The sequence below is a fragment of the Pseudomonas sp. WS 5051 genome (assembly GCF_012985715.1).
GTDB lineage: Bacteria > Pseudomonadota > Gammaproteobacteria > Pseudomonadales > Pseudomonadaceae > Aquipseudomonas > Aquipseudomonas bubulae.
Genome location: NZ_JAAQWV010000004.1, coordinates 31237 through 51721 on the forward strand (window position 1 = coordinate 31237; position 20485 = coordinate 51721).

Consider the following 20485-nt stretch of genomic DNA (forward strand, 5'->3'; position numbering starts at 1 on the left):
GGGGGGTGGCGCGCCAGTTCCCCGCAGAGTTTGTGCAACTGACTCAAATCAAGTGGCTAATTCCCAAGTTTCTGAATAATCAGCCTGCTGTTGCGTAAGACTTAATACTGATTATTTGGATTCGTGGGTTTTGTCCTACGCCTGTAGTGTTTATCATGGCCTGCTGCTACATCGGGCTATTGATGCTGCACGGTATTTTTGAGGAGTTGTTGCATGACCTTATCCTTCGCCATCAAGGCAGGGCTCATACTGTTATTTGTCGGCAGCATTCTTTACGTGCACCTGCGCGGCAAGGCACGGTTGCCGGTGTTGCGCCAATTCGTCAACCACTCCGCGTTCTTTGCGCCCTACAACGCCCTGATGTACCTGTTCTCCGGGGTACCGTCCAAGCCGTACCTGGACCGCAGCAAGTTCCCCGAGCTGGATGTGCTCAAGGACAACTGGCAAGCGATCCGCGAAGAAGCCATGCACTTGTTCGATGAGGGCTATATACGCGCCGCCGAGAAGAACAACGACGCAGGCTTCGGTTCGTTCTTCAAAAAGGGCTGGAAGCGCTTTTACCTCAAGTGGTACGACAAGGCGCTGCCATCGGCTGAATTGCTGTGCCCCAAAACCGTTGAATTGGTCAACAGCATCCCCAACGTCAAAGGTGCGATGTTTGCCCTGTTGCCGGGCGGTAGCCACCTCAACCCGCACCGCGACCCGTTTGCCGGATCGCTGCGTTATCACCTGGGCCTGTCGACCCCCAACTCCGACGCTTGCCGCATCTTTGTCGATGGCGAGGAATACGCCTGGCGTGATGGTGAAGACGTGATGTTCGACGAGACTTACGTGCACTGGGTCAAGAACGAAACCGATATCACCCGCGTCATTCTGTTTTGCGATATCGAGCGGCCATTGACCAGCCCGCTGATGACCCGTATCAACCGTTGGGTCAGCGCGCAACTGGGTAAGGCGACTGCGCCGCAGAACCTGGACGACGAACGCGTTGGCGGGATCAACAAGGCCTATGCCTGGAGCAAAACCTTCAGTGACCGTTTCAGTGGCGTGGTCAAACAGTGGAAGCGCCGCAATCCCAAGCTTTATCGTATCGCCCGGCCGATATTGGCGGTGCTGGTACTGATACTGCTGTGGCGCTGGTTGTTTGGCTGATTGCATCAGACACAAAAAACCGCTCTCTCGAGAGCGGTTTTTTTTGGATTTTTTTATGTCAATTGCCTGCCAAAACCCCACCACGGCATGTGATTATTTGGACGCTGCCATTGCCCCGGGCTTGAGCACCAGCCACAGCGCCACAGCGATCAGCAGACCTCCGTACAGGTGCGCCATCGACAGCGGCTCGCCCAGAAACAGCGCGCCCCACAGCACGCCAAACGGCGGGATCATAAAGGTCACGGTCATGGATTTGACCGGGCCAATGCTGGTCAGCAAGCGGAAGTACAGGATATAGGCAAACGCCGTACACACCAGCCCCAGACCCAGCAACGATAACCAGACACTCGTCCCGCCCCAACTGACCGGTGGCTGATTGATCACACTCAGCCCGAACAGCGGCAGCAGGAACAAAGTAGCCCCGAGCATACTGCCCAGTGCCGAAAGACGAGGGTCGAGACCGCCTTGCTGATCCAGCCAGCGGCGTGCCAAAAAGCCGGCAAATCCATAAAAGGTGGTGGCCAGCAGACAGGCGAGGGCGCCCATCAGCAAGTCCAGATTGAAAGCAACCGGCCCGGCACGGGTCAAAATGCCTACACCGAGCAAGCCCAGAAACACCCCGGCCATTTTGGTCAGGGTCAATTTTTCGCTGAAAAACAGACCGCCGATCAATACGCCCATCAACGGTGTGGTGGCGTTGAAAATCGATGAGTAACCGGCAGGCAACACCTGGGCCGCCACCGAATACAGTGTGGCCGGTACCCCGGAGTTGATAACCCCCAGTATCAGGATTACCTTGAGTTTGCCGCCGAAATCCCAGCGCACGCGCATCAGCGCCAGAATCACTACCAGACCGGTTGCTGCGATGGAAACCCGGAAAAAAGCTGTCGGGATGGTCCCGAGTACCGGTGCAATGATCCGCATAAACAGAAAGCTGGCGCCCCAAATGCCTGCCAGCGACAGCATGCGCAGCAAATCGACAAGTCTCACGGGATTTTCCTTACAAGTTTCAAGGCGGGCAGTGTAGGGGATGCAGCGGACAAGACAACGCGCTAATTCCTACAGATTCGTGCATGAGCGTCCAAATCTGCGACAATCCGCCCCCTGCATTTACGAAGAATTCTGCGCACCTGATGACTGACGAATCGCCTGCTATCGACCAACTGTTGAAAAACCTCGATCAAGCCATGATTGCCGACCGCCACAAGCTGCGCCGGCAATTGCATGAGCTGCGCAAAAAGCCTGACGACGCCAAGCTGGCCGCCTGGGCCGAGCGGGTGCAGGCGTCGTGCGCGCAGGTGGCAGCGCGGGCGGCCAGTGTGCCGCAGGTTCGCTATGACGAAAATCTGCCGATCGCGGCCAAGCGGGACGAGATCAAGGCCGCGCTGCTCAAGCATCAGGTGCTGATCCTGGCCGGTGAAACCGGCTCGGGCAAAACCACCCAGTTACCGAAGATCTGCCTTGAAATCGGCCGTGGGCAGCACGGCCTGATCGGCCATACCCAACCGCGGCGCATCGCCGCCCGCAGTGTGGCCAGCCGGGTGGCTGAAGAGCTGGGCACGCCGCTGGGTGCGCTGGTCGGCTATCAGGTGCGGTTTGAGGATCAGAGCGATTCCAATACCCTGATCAAGCTGATGACCGACGGTATCCTGCTGGCCGAAACCCAGCACGACCGCTATCTCGAACGCTATGACACGATCATCGTCGACGAAGCCCACGAGCGCAGCCTGAACATCGACTTTTTGCTCGGTTATCTGAAGATCCTGCTGCCCCGTCGTCCCGATTTGAAGGTCATCATCACCTCGGCAACCATCGATCTTGAGCGTTTCTCCAAACACTTCAATGACGCGCCCATTGTCGAAGTGTCGGGCCGTACCTTTCCGGTCGAGACCTGGTATCGCCCGTTGACCTCCCAGCAGGACGAAGAGGGCAACAACGTTGAAGAAGACCTGAGCGTCGACCAGGCCATAATTGCCACCCTGGACGAGATTGCCGCGTTCGAGCGCAGTGAGCGTAAAAGCCCCGGCGATGTGCTGGTATTTTTACCAGGCGAGCGGGAAATCCGCGATGCCGCCGACATGCTGCGCAAGGCGCAACTCAAGCACACCGAGATCCTGCCGTTGTATGCGCGGTTGTCGCCTGCCGAACAGCAGCGGATTTTCCAGTCGCACCCGGGCCGCCGTGTGGTGCTGGCCACCAACGTAGCGGAAACGTCATTGACTGTGCCGGGCATCCGTTACGTGATTGACAGCGGCACGGCGCGCATCAGCCGATACAGCTACCGGGCCAAGGTCCAGCGCCTGCCGATAGAAGCGATTTCCCAGGCCAGCGCCAACCAGCGCAAGGGTCGTTGTGGCCGGGTCGAGCCGGGTATCTGCGTGCGCCTGTATGCCGAAGAAGATTTTAACGGTCGCCCGGAGTTTACCGATCCTGAGATTCTTCGTACCAACCTTGCGGCAGTCATCCTGCAAATGCTGCACCTGCGCCTGGGCGAAATCACCGCGTTTCCGTTTATTGAGCCGCCGGACGGCAAGGCAATCACCGACGGTTTCAATCTGCTGCAAGAACTGTCGGCGGTTAACCGCGAAAATCAGCTCACACCGCTGGGCCGTCAGTTGGCCCGCCTGCCGGTGGATCCGCGCATGGGCCGTATGTTGCTCGAAGCCGCCAAGCTCGGCAGTTTGCAGGAAGTATTGATCGTCGCCAGTGCGATGTCGGTGCAAGACCCGCGTGAACGTCCGCCGGAACGTCAACAAGCGGCAGATCAGGCCCACGCGCAATGGAAAGATGTCGACTCTGACTTTGCCGGTCTGATCAACGTATGGCGCGGTTTTGAGGAGCAGCGCCAGGCGCTGACGACCAGCCCGCTGCGCAACTGGTGTCGCAAGAACTTCCTCAACTACCTGCGGTTGCGCGAGTGGCGTGATTCCCACCGTCAATTGAGCCTGATCTGTCGCGATATGCAGCTCACGGTCAATCAGGAACCGGCCGATTATGCAAAGCTGCACAAGGCTGTGCTGTCGGGGTTGCTGAGCCAGATCGGGCAAAAAACCGAGGACGGAGATTACCTCGGGGCGCGCCAGCGGCGGTTCTGGATCCATCCGTCTTCGGGGCTGGGTAAAAAGCGTCCGCAGTGGCTGATGACTGCCGAGCTGGTAGAAACGACCAAATTGTATGCGCGGATGGTGGCCAAGATCGAGCCGGACTGGATCGAACCGCTGGCCGGGCATCTGGTGAAAAAGAACTATTTCGAGCCCCATTGGGAGAAGAAGCGCGGGCAGGTGGTGGCCTATGAGCAGATCACCCTGTTCGGCCTGATCGTGGTCGGTCGCCGTGCCGTGCATTACGGGCCGATTGACCCGGTGCTGTCACGCGAGCTGTTTATCCGTGAAGGGCTGGTGCGTGGCGAAATTCAGTCGCGGGCCAAATGCCTGACGGCCAACGCGCAGTTGCTTGAACAACTTGATGAACTGGAGGCCAAGGCCCGGCGCCGTGACATTCTGGCGGATGAAGAAACCCTCTACGCGTTTTACGACGCTCGCCTGCCTGCCGAGATTCATCAGACCGCGACATTTGACAGCTGGTATCGGGTCAACAGCCAGAAAGATCCACAGTTGCTGATCATGCGCGAAGAAGACGTGCTGGCCCGCGAAGCCACCGAAATCACGGCCATGCATTACCCTGACACTTTGCATCTGGGGGATTTGACCCTGGAGCTCAGCTATCACTTTGAACCCAACCACCCCCGCGATGGCGTGACGGTCAAGGTGCCAGCGCCGCTGCTCCCGGTTTTGCCGCCGGAACGTATGGAGTGGCTGGTGCCCGGCATGATAGAAGCCAAATGCATCGCTCTGGTGCGCAGTTTGCCCAAGGCATTGCGCAAAAACTTCGTGCCGGTGCCGGACTTCGTCAAGGCCGCGTTGCAGCGCATGGAATTTGCTGAGGGATCATTGCCACAAACCCTGGGCCGCGAATTGCTGCGCATGACCGGCGCTCGGGTGAGCGACGAGGCCTGGGCGCAAGCCGCGCAGCAAGTTGAAAATCATCTGAAGATGAATATCGAAGTGGTCGACGCCGACGGCAAGTTTCTCGGCGAGGGTCGTGATCTGGCCGAATTGACGGCCCGCTTTGCCCAGGCCAGTCAGGCAGCACTGGCCGTACCGCAAACCGCGAAAAATCAGCAGCCGGTCGAGGCCAAGGTGTTTGCCCCGGTGGCGGAGAAAACCCAGCAGAAGATCGCCGGGCTGTCGATGACGGTTTACCCGGCGCTGGTGGAAGAGGGCAATACGGTCAAGGAAGGGCGCTTTTCTACCCCGGCCGAGGCTGAGTTCCAGCATCGCCGTGCGTTGCAGCGTTTGCTGATGCAACAACTGGCGGAACCGGCGAAATTTTTGCGTGGCAAGCTGCCAGGGTTGACTGAGCTTGGCCTTTTGTACCGCGAATTGGGTCGGGTCGAGAGCCTGGTGGAGGACATTCTGCTGGCCAGCCTCGACAGCTGCATCCTGGAAGGCGAGGCGGTATTACCCCGTGATGGCGCGGGGCTGGCATCGCTTGCCGAGCGCAAGCGCGGAGCCTGGACCGAGCATGCGGAAAAGCTGGCCAGACTGACGCTGGAAATCCTCAAACTGTGGCATGGTCTGCAAAAACGCTTCAAGGGCAAGATCGATCTGGCCCAGGCGGTGGCGTTGAATGACATAAAGCAGCAGCTGAGCCATCTGGTGTACCCGGGTTTTGTGCGCGAAACCCCGGCTTTGTGGCTTAAAGAGTTGCCGCGCTACCTCAAGGCGATAGAAATGCGTCTTGAAAAACTGCCGGGCCAGGTGCAAAAAGACCGGGTCTGGAGTGGTGAGCTGAGTGGTTTGTGGGCGCAGTACCAGGCGCGTGCGACCAAGCATGCGCAGGAGGGCAAGCGCGATCCGCAACTTGAGTTGTACCGCTGGTGGCTGGAAGAATATCGGGTGTCGTTATTCGGCCAGCAACTGGGGACCAAGGTGCCGATTTCGGACAAGCGCCTGAGTAAGCAGTGGAGTTTGGTGGAGGCTTGAGCCTGCAGTCCTGTGGGAGCGGGCTTGCTCGCGATGCAGGCGACGCGGTCATGCATTTGCACCGTGTTGCTGCAATCGAGAGCAGGCCAGCTCCCGCGGGGGATTACTGCAAGATCCGTAAATAACGCCAAATGCTGGCATTTATGGCAAACTTCGCGGCTATCCGTACCTGAAACGATTTCAATATCTTCTGCTTGAACAGAATAGAGGAACGATCGTGCATAACGTCGTCATCAGCGGCACCGGCCTGTACACCCCGGCCAACAGCATCTCCAACGAAGAGCTGGTGCAGTCTTTCAATACCTATGTACAACAGTTCAACGCGGACCACGCCGTGGCTATCGAGGCCGGTGAAATCCAGCCTCTGGCCGAGTCCAGCGCCGCCTTTATCGAAAAGGCTTCGGGCATAAAAAGCCGCTTTGTGATGGACAAGGACGGCATCCTTGACCCGCAACGCATGCGCCCGCATTTGCCGGAGCGCTCCAACGACGAAATGTCGGTACTCTGCGAAATGGCCGTTGGCGCTGCCAAACAAGCGCTGGAACGCGCGGGTAAAACCGCCGCTGACATCGACGGCGTGATCGTGGCCTGCTCCAACCTGCAGCGCCCGTACCCGGCCATTGCCATCGAAGTGCAACATGCACTGGGTATTCAGGGTTTTGGTTTTGACATGAACGTGGCCTGTTCTTCCGCAACGTTCGGTATCCAGACCGCCAGCAACAGCGTCCAGTTGGGCCAGGCTCGCGCGGTACTGCTTATCAGCCCTGAAGTATGCACCGGCCACTTGAATTTCCGTGACCGTGACAGCCACTTTATCTTTGGCGATGCCGCGACCGCGATAGTGGTCGAGCGTGCCGACCTGGCAACGTCCGAACACCAGTTCGACATCGTCAGCACTAAACTGCTGACTACGTATTCGAACAATATTCGCAACAATTTCGGCTTCCTCAACCGTGCATCCGACGAGCCAGCTGACAGCCCGGACAAACTGTTCGTGCAAGAAGGGCGCAAGGTCTTCCGCGATGTCTGCCCGATGGTGGCTGAACTGATCGGCCAGCATCTGCAGGAAAATCAGCTGGACGTGGCGCAAGTCAAACGTTTCTGGTTGCATCAGGCCAACCTGAGCATGAACCACCTGATCGTGCGCAAGCTGTTGGGCCGCGAAGCTTCGGTCGAAGAAGCTCCGGTGATTCTCGACACCTATGCCAACACCAGTTCGGCCGGTTCGGTGATTGCCTTCCACAAGTACCAGGACGACTTGCCAAGCGGTTCGCTGGCGGTGCTCAGCTCGTTCGGTGCCGGCTACTCGATTGGCAGCGTGATTCTGCGTAAACGCTAAGGTCACAGCTGGTTTGTGGTGGGAGCGGGCTTGCTCGCGATACAGGCAGCGCGGTCTGACAGGCAAACTGCGGTGATGCTATCGCGAGCAAGCCCGCTCCCACACAGAAAAATCACTTTCCGGTTGCGGAGACCTGCATGGAAACTGTTGACGACGCTGACCTGCTCAAACGTCTGCTTAACGGCGAGCAACAGGCCTTCCGCGAGCTGGTCACTACCTATCAAGGTGCCATGCGCGCTGTGGCCCATGCGATCGTCGGCAATCGCCATGCTGACGAAATCGTTCAGGACGCCTGGCTGTCAGTGGTGCGCAACCTGTCCGGGTTCGAAGGCCGTTCGAGCCTGAAAACCTGGCTGCTGACCATCACGGCCAATGCGGCGAAACAACGCTACAAGCAAAATCGTCGTGAAGTGCTGCTCGACGATTTGCCTTCGCCCCACGGTACTGTCGACGATGAGCGGTTTTCCAGCGATGGCCACTGGTTGCTTGCCCCTTATTCCTGGCATCAGGACAGCCCTGACGCATTGCTCAGCGAAGATGAGTTGCGCGAATGTCTTGAGCAAACGCTCCTCAGTCTGCCGCAGTTGCAGAGCAGTGTGCTGGTGTTGCGCGAGCGCCAGGGGCTCGAGCTCGAAGAAATTTGTAATATTCTTGAGATATCGCTCTCTAATGTCCGGGTGTTGATACATCGCGCCCGACTCAAAGTCTTCGCGACCGTGGAACATTTCGAGGAAACTGGCGAATGTTGACCTGCAAACAGCAAGTAGCGGTCTCAAGTGACTATCTGGATGGTCAGCTGAGTTTTCGTCAGCGGTTGTTGGTACGCCATCATTTGCTGTTCTGTCCGAACTGCAGGCGTTTTATCAGGCAAATGCGTTTGTTGAGGGGCACGTTGCAAAAACTTCCCGAACCGCCACCGGAGGATCTGGAGCAGACGGTTGAGCGAATGATGCGCGAGCAGTCGCGCTGATGGCGGGGCATGAACGAGAACACTGTCGGTGGATGTGATGGGGGCCGACGGCATCCTCGCTCTGCTTTTACGGCACAAAACGCTGAATGACTTCAGCGTTTTGTCTATTGAGTAAACCTTTCTTTTAGAACTTGGCTTCCAGGTCCAGCTGCAAGGTGTTGGCCTTGGCATCTTTCTGGGTGGAGGTCGCGTAGTCGGCCTTGGTCAGGAAGTAGGTCACGCCGACACCGAAGTTCTTGTCGATTTCATAACCCACTTTGAACTTGTGACCGCGGGAACCGGTAGTACCGTTGGCGAAGTCAGAATCGGTGAAAGCGCCGACCACGGCGTTACGCTGAATATCGCGGTAGTTGTAGTCCAGGCTGAAGGCGTTGAGCTTGGATTTGAAGCCCACCAACCAGGCATCATCCTGATCGCTGTCGGTGGCAGCGTTATGCACGTATTGGCCGTACAGCGACAGCGGCACGGGCAGGTTGGCGATATCGACCTGACCGAAGCCTTCGTACAGGCGGAACTCGTCAGTGCTGTTACCGTTGACGCCGAGTGCACATGGGGTGGTCTTGGTCCCGGTGGTCGGGCACTTGCTGTCCTTGTCGTTGTTGTAGCTGTAAACGCTGCCGCCCAAGGTCACTTTCAGGCTGTCGGTAGGGGCGAAGCGAGCACCCAGCTGGCCGGCGTACAGGCTCAGGTCGTGCTTGAATTGCACGCCTTCGCCGTCAACGTTGTCCTTGAGGGTGTAGTAACCGGCGCTACCAAACATTTCGACGCCGCTGTTGCCCAGGTTGTGTTTGTAAGTGGCGGCCAGACCTTCCGGGTTGATATCGCTATCCCAGATTACATCGCCCATATTGACCCACGGCTGTGGCATCTTGCCGGCAATCAGGTGCAGGTCCTTGACGGCGGTCGGGTGGTAGTCGATGAACGCCATGTCCAGCCACAGTTGCTTCTTGTCGAAGTAGTTGTCCAGATCCTGGTTGGTGGAACGTGCATCATCACCGCCGCCAGTGGCAATACGGATACCGGTATTCACCTGCGGGTTGATTTCGGTATAGGCGCCCAGGCGAGCACGAATGCGTTGGCGGTCCTTGTTCTTGCCATCGGATTCGCCGTCGATCTTGACGGTTTCCTGACGAACCCGTACATCCCCCTTGAGTTCGGTTTTGGCGGCCCAGGCGACTTTCTGTTCGAAGGCACTGAGATCGGATTTTTTCACCTGGTCGGCGGCAGCTTCTTGCTTGGCTTGATTCTCACTGGCGAGTTCAGTTTGCAGCTCGGAGTACTGTGCAGGCGAAATAGAGCCGTTGGCTTTTAGCATTTCGAGCAGTTTGGCATCGACCGCAGCGCTGGCCGGAACGCTCATGGCCAATACCAGGCCACCACACAGTCCCGCAGCAACCCGTGTAGATACAAGACGCATTATGAATCTCCCAGTGCTGAGATGGCCCTAGCCACCCCAAGAAAAATCGGCCCTTTACGGGCTCACGTTAACGAGGCTTGGCGTGTCATGAGCGTGTTGGCAAACAGGTCGCTCATAACCCCGTGTTCTAAGAAGCGGCGTCAGTATCGCGGGTGGATATGACAGAAAAGTGGCAGACTGATAGCAAGTCTGTGACAGTGAAGCGATTCAGTGGTTGGGTGATACCATCGCGTCTACGCCGCGCCTTGAGGACTATTAATGCCGCTTCAACGACTCGACAGCCTGTCCACCATCCCCGCCCATGAATGGGATGCGCTGGTGCCGGTGGCCCAGCCTTTTTTGCGCCATGCCTTTCTCAGTACCCTGGAAGACAGTGCCAGCCTGGGCCCGCATTCAGGCTGGCAGCCCGAGCATTTACTGCATTATGAAAATGGGCAGTTGCAGGCGGCGTTGCCCAGTTATCGAAAATGGCATTCCTACGGTGAGTACGTGTTCGATCACGAGTGGGCGCAAGCCTGTGAGCGGGCAGGTATCGAGTACTACCCCAAGCTGCTTGCGGCAGTACCGTTCAGTCCGGTCAGCGGCCCCCGGTTGTTGGCCGCCCGTGCCGAGGACGGGCTTGAGCTGCTGGCGGCCTTGCCCGGTTATCTGCAGATCGAAGGGTTGTCCAGCGCCCATATCAATTTCACCGACCTGCTCGCCGATACGGCGCTGGCGCAACAACCCGGCTGGATGCAACGGCTGGGTTGTCAGTTTCACTGGCAGAACCGCGGGTACCGGGACTTTCAGGATTTTCTCGATGCCCTGAGCTCACGCAAGCGCAAACAGATGCGCAAAGAGCGTGAGCAAGTGGCAGGGCAGGGGTTTGAGTTTGAGTGGCTGGAAGGCCAGCAGGTGAGTGAAGCGCAATGGGATTTTGTCTACGCCTGCTACGCCAACACCTATGCTGTGCGACGGCAAACGCCGTATCTGACCCGGGATTTCTTCAGCCTGCTGGCCGAGCGCATGCCCGAATCGATTCGCGTGGTGCTGGCCAAACAGGGTTCGACCCCGGTTGCGATGGCGTTCAGCCTGATCGGCGGCGACAGTCTCTATGGTCGCTACTGGGGATGTCTTGGCGAGTTTGACCGCCTGCATTTCGAGACGTGTTTCTACCAGGGCATGGATTACGCTATCGCCCACGGTATCAGGCGTTTTGATGCCGGTGCTCAGGGCGAGCACAAGCTGATTCGCGGCTTTGAACCGGTGATCACACACTCATGGCATTACCTGCGCCATCAGGGCTTGAAGGCGGCCGTAAGTGACTTTTTGCAGCGTGAGCGGGTCGGTGTGCTGGCGTATGCCGAAGAGGCGAGGTCGGCGCTGCCATATCGGCAGGCCTGACCCTCGCGTCCGGCCGTTTAGCTGCCTTCCTTGCCCAGCCAGCGATAGACCAGTGCGCCAATGGCCGCACCGAGCATCGGCGCCAACCAGAACATCCATAACTGCTGAAGCGCCCAGCCGCCCACGATCAGCGCCGGGCCTGTGCTGCGCGCCGGGTTGACCGACGTGTTGGTCACCGGGATCGAAATCAGGTGGATCAGCGTCAGCGCCAGGCCGATGGCCAGAGGGGCGTGCCCCGCGGATACCCGTTTGTCAGTGGCGCCCATGATGATCAGGATAAACATGGCGGTCATGGTGATTTCACAGATGAGCCCCGACACCATGGAGTAGCCCCCGGGTGAGTGGTCGCCATAGCCATTGGCTGCGAGCCCGCTGGCAGCCAGATCAAAGCCGGGTTTGCCACTGGCAATCATGTACAGGAGCCCGGCAGCAATCACGCCGCCGAGGATCTGGGCAATGATGTAGGCAGGCAGTTCTTTTGCAGGAAAGCGTCCACCAACCCACAAGCCGAACGACACGGCCGGGTTGAGATGGCAACCACTTATATGGCCGATGGCAAAGGCCATGGTCACCACGGTCAAGCCAAATGCCAGAGCCACCCCCAGCAGGCCGATGCCGACATCAGGAAACGCGGCTGCGAGCACAGCACTGCCGCAACCGCCCAATACCAACCAGAAAGTACCCAGCAACTCAGTGACGGAACGTTTGAACAAGGTCATGGAGGAGATCCCGGATGGATAAATCCATCGAGCAATTGAAGCGGCGTTGCCTCCTGCGATTTACTACAGGATTCTCCCGAATCCTTTACTAATTACAGCACTCGCCGGTTTTTTTTCCAGTGCCATAAAAAACGCCAGACCCCTTTGAAATCGGGGGCTGGCGTTGTGCTCCACGCGCTTTGCAGTTAGCGCTTTTTTGGTTCAGTCGATGCCGACAAAACCACCGGTCTGGTGTTGCCACAAACGCGAGTACAAGCCACCTTTGGCGAGCAGCTCGCTGTGGGTTCCGGATTCAGCGATACGGCCGTTTTCCAGGACCACCAGACGGTCCATCCGTGCAATGGTGGAGAGGCGGTGGGCGATGGCAATCACGGTTTTGCCTTGCATCAGGGTTTCCAGGCTTTCCTGGATCGCGGCTTCGACTTCGGAGTCCAGTGCCTAGGTGGCCTCGTCCATGATCAGGATCGGAGCGTTCTTGAGCAGCACGCGGGCAATGGCGATACGCTGGCGCTGGCCGCCGGACAGCTTGACGCCGCGCTCGCCCACATGAGCGTCAAAACCGGTGCGGCCCTGGGCATCGGATAGCAGCGGGATAAACTCATCGGCCCGGGCTTTGCGCACGGCTTCCCACAGCTCCTCGTCGGTGGCGTCCGGCTTGCCGTACAGCAAATTGTCGCGGATCGAACGATGCAGCAGCGAGGTGTCCTGGGTAATCATTCCGATCTGTTCGCGTAAGCTTTCCTGCGTCACTTCGGCGATGTTTTGATCGTCGATCAGGATGCGACCGCCTTGTAGGTCATACAAGCGCAACAACAGGTTCACCAGGGTTGATTTGCCGGCACCGGAAGGGCCGATCAGGCCGATTTTTTCACCGGGTTTAATTACCAGGTTGAGGTCGCTGATGATCCCGCTGCGCTTGCCGTAGTGGAAGTCAACGTGTTCAAAACGCACTTCGCCACGGTTGACGATCAAGCGTGGAGCCTGGTCGCGGTCAGTCACGGCGACAGGTTGGGCGATGGTCTCCAGGCCGTCCTGAACCATGCCGATATTTTCAAAAATGCCGTTGACCACCCACATGATCCAGCCGGACATGTTGACGATACGAATCACCAGGCCGGTGGCCAGGGCAATTGCGCCGACGCTGATCAGCGACTGGCTCCACAGCCACAGCGCCAGGCCGCTGGTGCTGACGATCAGCAGGCCATTCAGGCTGGTGATTGCCACGTCCATGCTGGTGACCACGCGACTGGCCAGTCGGGTTTTTTCGGTTTGCTCGATAATGGCTTCGCGCGCGTACTGCTGCTCAAAGTTTGTGTGGGCGAACAATTTGAGGGTGGTGATGTTGGTATAGCCGTCGACGATGCGGCCCATCAGTTTGGAGCGTGCATCAGAAGATACCACCGAGCGTTCCTTGACCCGTGGTACGAAGTAATACAAGGCCCCGACATAGCACAGGATCCAGGTCAGCAGGGGGATCATCAGGGGCCAGTCGGCTTCGGCAAACAGCACCAGCGAGCTGATGGCATAGATCAGGACGTGCCACAGCGCATCGACGGCCTGTACCGCCGAATCACGCAGGGAGTTGCCGGTTTGCATGATGCGCTGGGCGATGCGCCCGGCAAAATCGTTCTGGAAAAAGTTGAGGCTTTGCTTGAGCACATAACTGTGGTTTTGCCAGCGGATCATGCTGGTCATGCTGGGGCTCAGGGTCTGGTGCACCAGCAGGTCATGCAGGCCGAAGAACACCGGGCGGATGATCAGTGCGACCACGGCCATCCAGATCAGCTCACCGCTGTGGACCTTGAAAAAGTCAGTATTGGGCGTGCCCTGGGTCAGGTCGATCAGCGTGCTCAAGTAGCTGAAAAGCGATACTTCGATCAGTGCCGCGATCAGCCCGACCACCAGCAAGGCGGCAAACACGGGCCAGACCTGGCGCAGGTAGTAGAGATAAAATGCCCAGACAGTGCTGGGCGGAGCCGGAGTGGGGGCTTCGCGAAAAATATCGATCAGTTGTTCGAAGCGACGATAGAGCATTGGCACTGACGCCCGCAGCGCGGGCTCTCCTTATAGTGGTGTGACCGGCAGAGCAAAACACGGTCGCTGCAGGCGAAGGCAGCATAGCCGTCTGCGGCAGCAGCGACCGTGTATTGTTTCCAGTCAGCGCTTCCTGCGTGATAGCGCCTGTCAGTCGATACGCTTGGCCGACTTGATCAGTACCGGATCGATGGGCACATTTTGCATGCCTTGTTTGGTGGTGGTTTGCGAGTTGACGATCTGGTCAACAACGTCCATGCCATTTACTACCTTGGCAAAAACGGCGTAACCGGCATCACGGCCCGGGTCCAGAAACGCATTGTCTGCCACGTTGATGAAGAATTGACTGGTGGCCGAGTTCGGGTTCGACGTGCGTGCCATCGACAGGGTCCCGCGAACGTTATGCAAGCCGTTGCTGGCTTCGTTCTTGATCGGGTCGCGGGTCTGTTTTTGCACCATCTGCGACGTAAAACCACCACCTTGCACCATGAAACCCGGGATCACGCGGTGAAAAATGGTGTTGTTGTAAAAGCCGCTGTCGACATACTTGAGGAAGTTGTCAGTGCTGATCGGAGCCTTGACCGGGTCCAGTTCGATTTCGATCTTGCCAAAGCTGGTATCCAGTACCACGTGAGGCGCTTTGGCAGTTTCAGCCGCCATAAGGTTGGCAGCGAACAGCAGGGCGCCAGCGGCAAGAGCAATTTTTTTAAGCATGGTTCAGTGATCCTGAAAAGTTGGGTGACCGTTCTATGCCGCACCGTCAGTGAAGCTGGGGGGCATTGAACCAGTGCCCGTGCCACATCTTGCAATGGCAGATGTTCACGGGCGGCGGGTGTTGGACAGGATATTCTCGAATCAGGTTCCTGCCCACTGCTCATCACGCTTGCTGCGGTGCGGCGAAAGGTGCCTCGAGCGGTGCCGTGTCGAAAGTTCGCAACAATTCGACAAGGATTTGAGTTGCCGGGCCCAGGGGTTTGTCCTTGTTGGCGTACAGGAAAAACACCGGGTGACGATTGCCGCCCTGGTTGAGCGGCAACGGCTTGAGGAGACCTTCCTTGAGCTCGCGCTCGATCATGTGCCGTGGCAACCAGGCAAACCCCAGCCCGCTGCCCACAAAGGCAGCCGCCGTGGCCAGGCTGCCGACGGTCCAGCGCTGCTCGGAGCCCAGCCAGCCCACGTCGCGTGGTTGCTGGCGCCCGGAGTCACGAATCACCACTTGTAACTGGCTTTCGAGGTCCTGGAAATGCAACTCGCGTTGCAGGCGATGCAACGGGTGGTCGGGATGGGCCACGGCGACAAACTCCACGGTGCTCAACTCGGTACCCAGGTAGCCGGGAATATTGAAGCTGCTGATGGCCAGGTCAGCCACGCCTTCGAGCAGCACTTCCTCGACGCCGGAAAGAACCTCTTCACGCAGACGTACGCGACAGCCCCGGCTTTGCGGCATAAAAGCTGTCAGGGCGCGCACCAACCGGGCGTTGGGGTAGGCTGCGTCGACGACCAGGCGCACCTCGGCTTCCCAGCCTTGCTCCATATGATGGGCAAGGTCTTCGAGCTGGCTGGCCTGCTTGACCAGTTGCCGGGAGCGACGCAGCAACACGCCACCGGCTTCTGTCAGCACCGCCTTGCGTCCGTCGATGCGCAGCAGCGGCACGCCGAGCTGGTCCTGCATGCGGGCCACGGTATAGCTGACAGACGACTGTGAGCGGTGGAGAACTTCAGCGGCTTGTGCGAAGCCTCCGTGGTCGACCACAGCCTGCAAGGTGCGCCATTGATCAAGGGTCACGCGGGGCGCTTTCACAATGAATTCCTCTGATTTTGGAGTGGTTACAGGATACCGTTAAACAAACAGATTTATAGATAGGTTGTAGCAGGTAATTGCGCTTTTTTATCGAATCAATGACCCCTAATCTTGGCTCCATTCTTACAGCATTTACAGATGGAGCTTGTCCGCCATGTCCAATGTTCTGATCATTGAAAGTAGCGCCCGCCAGCAAGGCTCGTTTTCCCGTCAGTTGACCCAGCAGTTCATCAGCCAGTGGCAAGCAGCCCATCCGACCGATCAGGTCACCGTTCGCGACCTTGCCCTGCACCCGGTACCGCACCTTGATGCCAACCTGTTGGGTGGCTGGATGAAGCCCGAAGCACAACGCAGTGCAGACGAGCACGCCTCCCTCAAGCGCTCCGATGAGTTGACCGACGAGTTGCTGGCCGCTGATGTACTGGTGCTGGCGGCGCCCATGTACAACTTTGCGATACCGAGCACGCTCAAAGCCTGGCTGGACCACGTATTGCGCGCCGGGGTGACCTTCAAGTACACCGAAACCGGTCCACAGGGGCTTTTGACCGGCAAGAAAGCATACGTGTTGACGGCTCGCGGCGGGCTATATGCGGGTAGCACCTCGGACCATCAGGAACCATATCTGCGTCAGGTCATGGCCTTTGTCGGCATTCACGATGTGACCTTTATCCATGCCGAAGGGATGAACCTGGGCGGTGACTTCCAGGAGAAAGGTTTGAATCAGGCCAAGGCCAGGTTGTCTGCCATCGCGTAGTCTGTTAATCGACAGATAATCGCCCGATGGCTTAATTGTTTCATTGCTCCTTCAAGCATGCGGTTCGCGCATCGAACCTCCCTTTGCACTTTATTGAGTGCCCGTGCCCGATCAGCCTTTGCGCTGGATCGGGCTTTTTTTGTCTGGAGCATTTGTTGCGTACAAGCATGTTCACGCCTTTCAAGTGCGCTATGTATCTATCTTTTTACAGGTCCATGCTCTGTTAGCTTTGCCCTTTAATTGTTTTGCCCGGGATCCTTATCGGATGGCAAAACATCACTGATTAAGGGCTGTGTGCCATGTCCATGCTTTCGTCCCGCCCAGAGGCGCAACTCCAAAGAGAAGCGCTGGCCATTGCCGGCCACCTATCCCGACAGCCCACTTTTCTTGCGGCCGCCAGAGATTCGTTTCGCACAACGTTGCACCGGCGCTTTGCGTTTGTGTCACAAGCATTTGACCTGGATGCAATGCATGTCACTGATTATCGGCTTGTGTGGAATCAGGATCAGACCGAGCAGGTTGCCAGTCCCGCCACTTCCCGGACTCTGGGTGAGGAACTGAGTCGATATCTGGCGAGCCGTGAGCTGCCGGTTTTTCAGGGGTTGGTCGGTATCTTCGACAAGGCGGGAGTCTATGGGGATCTGGGGGCGCGCATTGTTGGCGGCGACAATACCGGCAGTGAGCTCGTGGCCATGTTGCAGGATGCAGGTGTCCGGGCCTGCTTGAACTACCAGCAACAGGTAGCGGCTTTTTATAGCGGTACACCGCTGGACGGGCTTAAGTCGGCCATGGCTGTTGCCTCGCCCCATGAGCTGGCAGGTGTCGATCCGCAGCGACTTGTCTTCGGCGTCCTGGGGGTATCCGGCCATGAATGGGAGAGCCGCAGCATTGTCCAGCTGTTCGCGGCCTACAGGGAGAGCGGCGAGTTGGCTGCGCATCCGGACGGCATGAGCACGGACGGCCAAATGACTGCCTGGACATACCCTGCGGCCAGTGCGGGCCATTTTTATCGCAGTCACTCCGGTCTGGAGAAGCCTGGGGTTCTGCTTAAACTTCTGCAGGACGCCGATAATCGCTATGCCCGTGACCTGCCGATGAACGAGCCTCTCAAGGCCTGGCTGGCACAAAGAATGGCCAGACAAAGGGCCGCTGAAGCCAATCTGCGTTTGCGCGACGGCACCTTGACGGCTGAAGGGGCGGCCATGATCAAGGGGATAACCGGCGGCGTGCGCGATGCGATGGATCTGCACAGCCCCGGCGTGTATGAGCTGTTTCTGCGGGTGCCTGAAATCGAGGCCCGGGTTGCCGGATGTCTGGTTCTTACCAGCAGTCCGCGGGATCTGCCTATCTACAGTCCTGCGGGTGTCATCCTGTTGATTGCAGGTCAGGGACTGATCGAGTTTTCCTCGGGCAGTGAGTTCAGTGACTGCATGACGCTCTGGCTGGATCAACCACAAAACCATCCCTGGTTGCGAGCCGGGGTTGCGTTGGGCCACCGGGACGCTGTTTTTGCCCATCGTCCACGTGCGCTTGTGGACTATCCGGGTGTACCCGGCGGCGATGCCTTTGCCCACTGCCTGACAACACTGCTGAGCTGGCAGCAGGACAGTTGTACGCATCTGATCCGTTCTGGCTCGGTGGAGCCCCTTTATCTGGAGCAGGCAATTGATCTCAGGGCCAGGTTTCGTGTCGGGCATGCGCTGCAGGTGTGCGAGTCAGCCCGACAGGGAAAGCACATCGCGCAAGCGTTCAGGAACACCGCCCTGAATGACGGGTTGGTGCAGGCATTCCCCCTGATCCAGCCACTGGTTTCACCATTCGATATGGACAGTCTGAATCTCAAGGGTTACCGCGATGACAGCAAAGTCACAGATCTGTCAGCCGGGAGGATAAATCCAGAGCATTTGCAGCTTGTCAGTACCAGTCCGCTCGGCGATGTGCTACGTGAAATGGTTGCCAATCTCGAGGCATTCAACGTTTTTGCCCAAGCAGATCTTTTCTTTATCTGTGCAGGTGACAATTGCATCGAAATGGCAGCGCAGGAGTTTCGTGAAAGCATACAGGCTCTTGTTCGCCCATTGAGGTACATCGCTGTCGAGTACCAATTGCCTGTAGCACCCGAGGCGGTGCCAGATGAACCGATAAACACGTTCAAACAGCAGGCAGACGCTACCTTGGCGGACTTGCAGGCTATGTCCGAAATGCTCAAGCAGTCTGCTGTACCGTCTTCGCGCAGGCTGCGTCCAGTCATGCATTCAGAGCTGCAGTGCGCCATCAGTGAGGTAATTCGCCAGTTTCAGTTGTTCAAGGATGACTTGCGTGGCGAGGCTATACAGGTGCTGTACCAGCGCCTGCCGCTTGCAGAAACACTGCCGGTCAGACTGCGCGGGCATCTGGAGACCTACCTGCAGGGTGACGGGCAAACCTATCTTTTTGATTACGGTGAGTCTGTAACTCTGCCGGAAATGCTCGAGTACTACCGTGTCATTCCGGCTGGCCCAACTACGGCTCCTGCCAGGCTGCAGGCACTGAACGATCTTGAAGAGCAGTATGCAGTTCGGTGTATGGGTATGGAGCGGGGCACGCCCCTGATTGACTGCCTTCTCACTGCGGATCAGGAGCGAAAGCTGCTGAATGCCGTCAAGGGTTTTATATCGTCCCGGCAGCCTTCACAAGGTGTTAACGCTCTGCCGCCGCTGGAATTGCTGGCACATTACCTGCCTGATTTTGACCCTGCCCGGTTCGCTCACACCAGGCCTGCAGTCGCGCTGCAACAGCTGCTGACTTCAGAATGCGGTCAGTGTCTCGGTCGCGAATTGCTCAAGGTCCTGGGGTGGCATGGCGCACGCGATGGTGAGACCAGCCCGGTGACGCTATGTACCCAACTGGTTTGGAAGACTCTTGTGCTTCGATACTCGCAGGCTGGTGAAGTGGCCGGTTACGATTTGCACTCGGATCGTCTATGGGGCAGGACCTATGCGTGGATCCGCAGCGATTTTGAGACCTTTTTGCTTACTTCGCGACAAGCTGCATCCTCGGCGTTTGCCGCGTTGCTGGCGCGGTTGTTGCGAACGGCCATGCCACCGGATTTCAGTGTCCGCGATATTCCTGGCGAACTGACTTACGGTTCGCCCAGTTGGGTCAACTTGCGCCATGGTGCCGAACTGGCGCATGCCATCGAGCCAGGCTCGACACTGCGCATGACATTTCAGGAAGTCATCCTGTTGCCTGGCAAGCAGGGGCAGGGGCTCGTTTTTTCCGCCAAAGCAAACGAGCAGGAACAGGTTCTGCTCCGCGAGAAGTCTTCAGCCATTCTTGCCTTGCGCCTGCCTCCACTGATGGCCTGGGCGGCCCTGCATGGCGTTGTACCTAAAATGCCCCTGGCTGCTTATTCCAGCGTGGAGATGCAGCGCGCAGTACAAGCGCTGGATGCGTATGAACACGCGATTTTCAAAGCAACCAATGACCTGTTCAAACCTGCCCCCAACAGGTTTGAAATTGCAAAAAAAGAGCTGGCACGGCGCGGCCTGAATCCCTATTTCAGCGAGTTCACGGCTGCCAGGGGCAGAATGCCGCTGTTTGAGCTTTACGCTGCCGGCAAGCATCTGGAGCTGGATTTTCCGCCCTACACTTCAGCCACCATACCGAGTGCCGAGGAGGTTCGCGCAAGTGCCGAGCGCTTCTCACGGCTCAAGAAGTTGCCGGTGAATATCGAGCTGGAATTCAACCGGCAGTACAATGCCTATGAGGCGGCGCTTGTGGCAGCACAACAGGCGGTTGTCAGGTTTTAACTGGACAGCCTGCCCCCGCGGCAGCGTCAGGACATTGAATACAGCCATGTCAGGGTATTGCGTGTCAGAGCTGAAAGTAC

Annotated in this window: 13 protein-coding genes and 1 pseudogene; 8 read left to right on the forward strand and 6 right to left on the reverse strand. The window is 57.9% G+C overall.

The window, feature by feature from the left end; translation table 11 throughout:
• The first annotated feature begins 213 nt into the window (after window positions 1–213).
• Window positions 214–1152, forward strand: coding sequence for an aspartyl/asparaginyl beta-hydroxylase domain-containing protein (locus tag HBN79_RS07250; RefSeq protein ID WP_088377780.1), 939 nt, complete (start codon window positions 214–216; stop codon window positions 1150–1152).
• A 93-nt stretch (window positions 1153–1245) separates the two neighbouring features.
• Here the strand turns inward: HBN79_RS07250 and HBN79_RS07255 are convergent, their stop codons facing one another.
• Window positions 1246–2142 carry a DMT family transporter gene (locus HBN79_RS07255; protein ID WP_095002680.1) on the reverse strand — a complete coding sequence of 299 codons (897 nt, stop codon included), beginning with the start codon at window positions 2140–2142 and terminating at the stop codon, window positions 1246–1248.
• Window positions 2143–2285: 143 nt separating this feature from the next.
• Here HBN79_RS07255 and hrpA point away from each other — a divergent pair, with 143 nt between their 5' ends.
• From hrpA to HBN79_RS07275, 4 genes are all read left to right on the forward strand, one after another.
• Window positions 2286–6197, forward strand: a complete 3912-nt coding sequence (gene hrpA / locus HBN79_RS07260) for an ATP-dependent RNA helicase HrpA (protein ID WP_169916481.1) — start codon at window positions 2286–2288, stop codon at window positions 6195–6197.
• A 217-nt stretch (window positions 6198–6414) separates the two neighbouring features.
• Window positions 6415–7536 (forward strand): beta-ketoacyl-ACP synthase III, encoded by a 1122-nt coding sequence (locus HBN79_RS07265; protein ID WP_095002679.1) that lies wholly within the window; start codon window positions 6415–6417, stop codon window positions 7534–7536.
• Window positions 7537–7673: 137 nt separating this feature from the next.
• Complete coding sequence (locus tag HBN79_RS07270) at window positions 7674–8285, forward strand: RNA polymerase sigma factor (protein WP_138738197.1); 612 nt, start codon at window positions 7674–7676, stop codon at window positions 8283–8285.
• Window positions 8279–8506, forward strand: coding sequence for a zf-HC2 domain-containing protein (locus HBN79_RS07275; RefSeq protein ID WP_095002677.1), 228 nt, complete (start codon window positions 8279–8281; stop codon window positions 8504–8506). Before HBN79_RS07270 ends, HBN79_RS07275 begins: the two co-directional genes overlap by 7 nt.
• Window positions 8507–8630: 124 nt before the next feature.
• On the opposite strand, the gene HBN79_RS07280 is transcribed toward HBN79_RS07275, so the two are convergent.
• A complete protein-coding gene (locus HBN79_RS07280) occupies window positions 8631–9923 on the reverse strand; it encodes a putative porin (RefSeq protein ID WP_165446539.1) in 1293 nt (430 codons plus the stop codon).
• 258 nt (window positions 9924–10181) lie between these two features.
• Here HBN79_RS07280 and HBN79_RS07285 point away from each other — a divergent pair, with 258 nt between their 5' ends.
• Window positions 10182–11306, forward strand: coding sequence for a GNAT family N-acetyltransferase (locus HBN79_RS07285; RefSeq protein ID WP_095026948.1), 1125 nt, complete (start codon window positions 10182–10184; stop codon window positions 11304–11306).
• A 17-nt stretch (window positions 11307–11323) separates the two neighbouring features.
• On the opposite strand, the gene aqpZ is transcribed toward HBN79_RS07285, so the two are convergent.
• The 4 genes and pseudogenes from aqpZ to HBN79_RS07305 all read right to left on the reverse strand — a co-directional run bounded on the left by aqpZ (window position 11324) and on the right by HBN79_RS07305 (window position 15860).
• The gene (gene aqpZ, locus HBN79_RS07290; RefSeq protein ID WP_095002674.1) at window positions 11324–12025 is read right to left on the reverse strand and encodes an aquaporin Z; all 702 of its coding nucleotides are present in this window, start codon (window positions 12023–12025) and stop codon (window positions 11324–11326) included.
• Between the two features lie 201 nt (window positions 12026–12226).
• A pseudogene (locus HBN79_RS07295) lies at window positions 12227–14059 on the reverse strand (ABC transporter ATP-binding protein).
• Between the two features lie 150 nt (window positions 14060–14209).
• A complete protein-coding gene (locus HBN79_RS07300; protein ID WP_095002672.1) occupies window positions 14210–14773 on the reverse strand; it encodes a peptidylprolyl isomerase in 564 nt (187 codons plus the stop codon).
• Window positions 14774–14936: 163 nt separating this feature from the next.
• Entirely contained in the window at window positions 14937–15860 is a 924-nt protein-coding gene (locus tag HBN79_RS07305; protein ID WP_095002671.1) for a LysR family transcriptional regulator, read from the reverse strand.
• A gap of 154 nt (window positions 15861–16014) precedes the next feature.
• Here HBN79_RS07305 and HBN79_RS07310 point away from each other — a divergent pair, with 154 nt between their 5' ends.
• Together HBN79_RS07310 and HBN79_RS07315 are read left to right on the forward strand one after the other, a co-directional pair.
• On the forward strand, window positions 16015–16614 hold the full coding sequence (locus HBN79_RS07310) for an FMN-dependent NADH-azoreductase (RefSeq protein ID WP_095002670.1): 600 nt from the start codon (window positions 16015–16017) through the stop codon (window positions 16612–16614).
• A gap of 299 nt (window positions 16615–16913) precedes the next feature.
• Window positions 16914–20405 carry a hypothetical protein gene (locus HBN79_RS07315; protein ID WP_169916482.1) on the forward strand — a complete coding sequence of 1164 codons (3492 nt, stop codon included), beginning with the start codon at window positions 16914–16916 and terminating at the stop codon, window positions 20403–20405.
• Window positions 20406–20485: the final 80 nt, after the last annotated feature.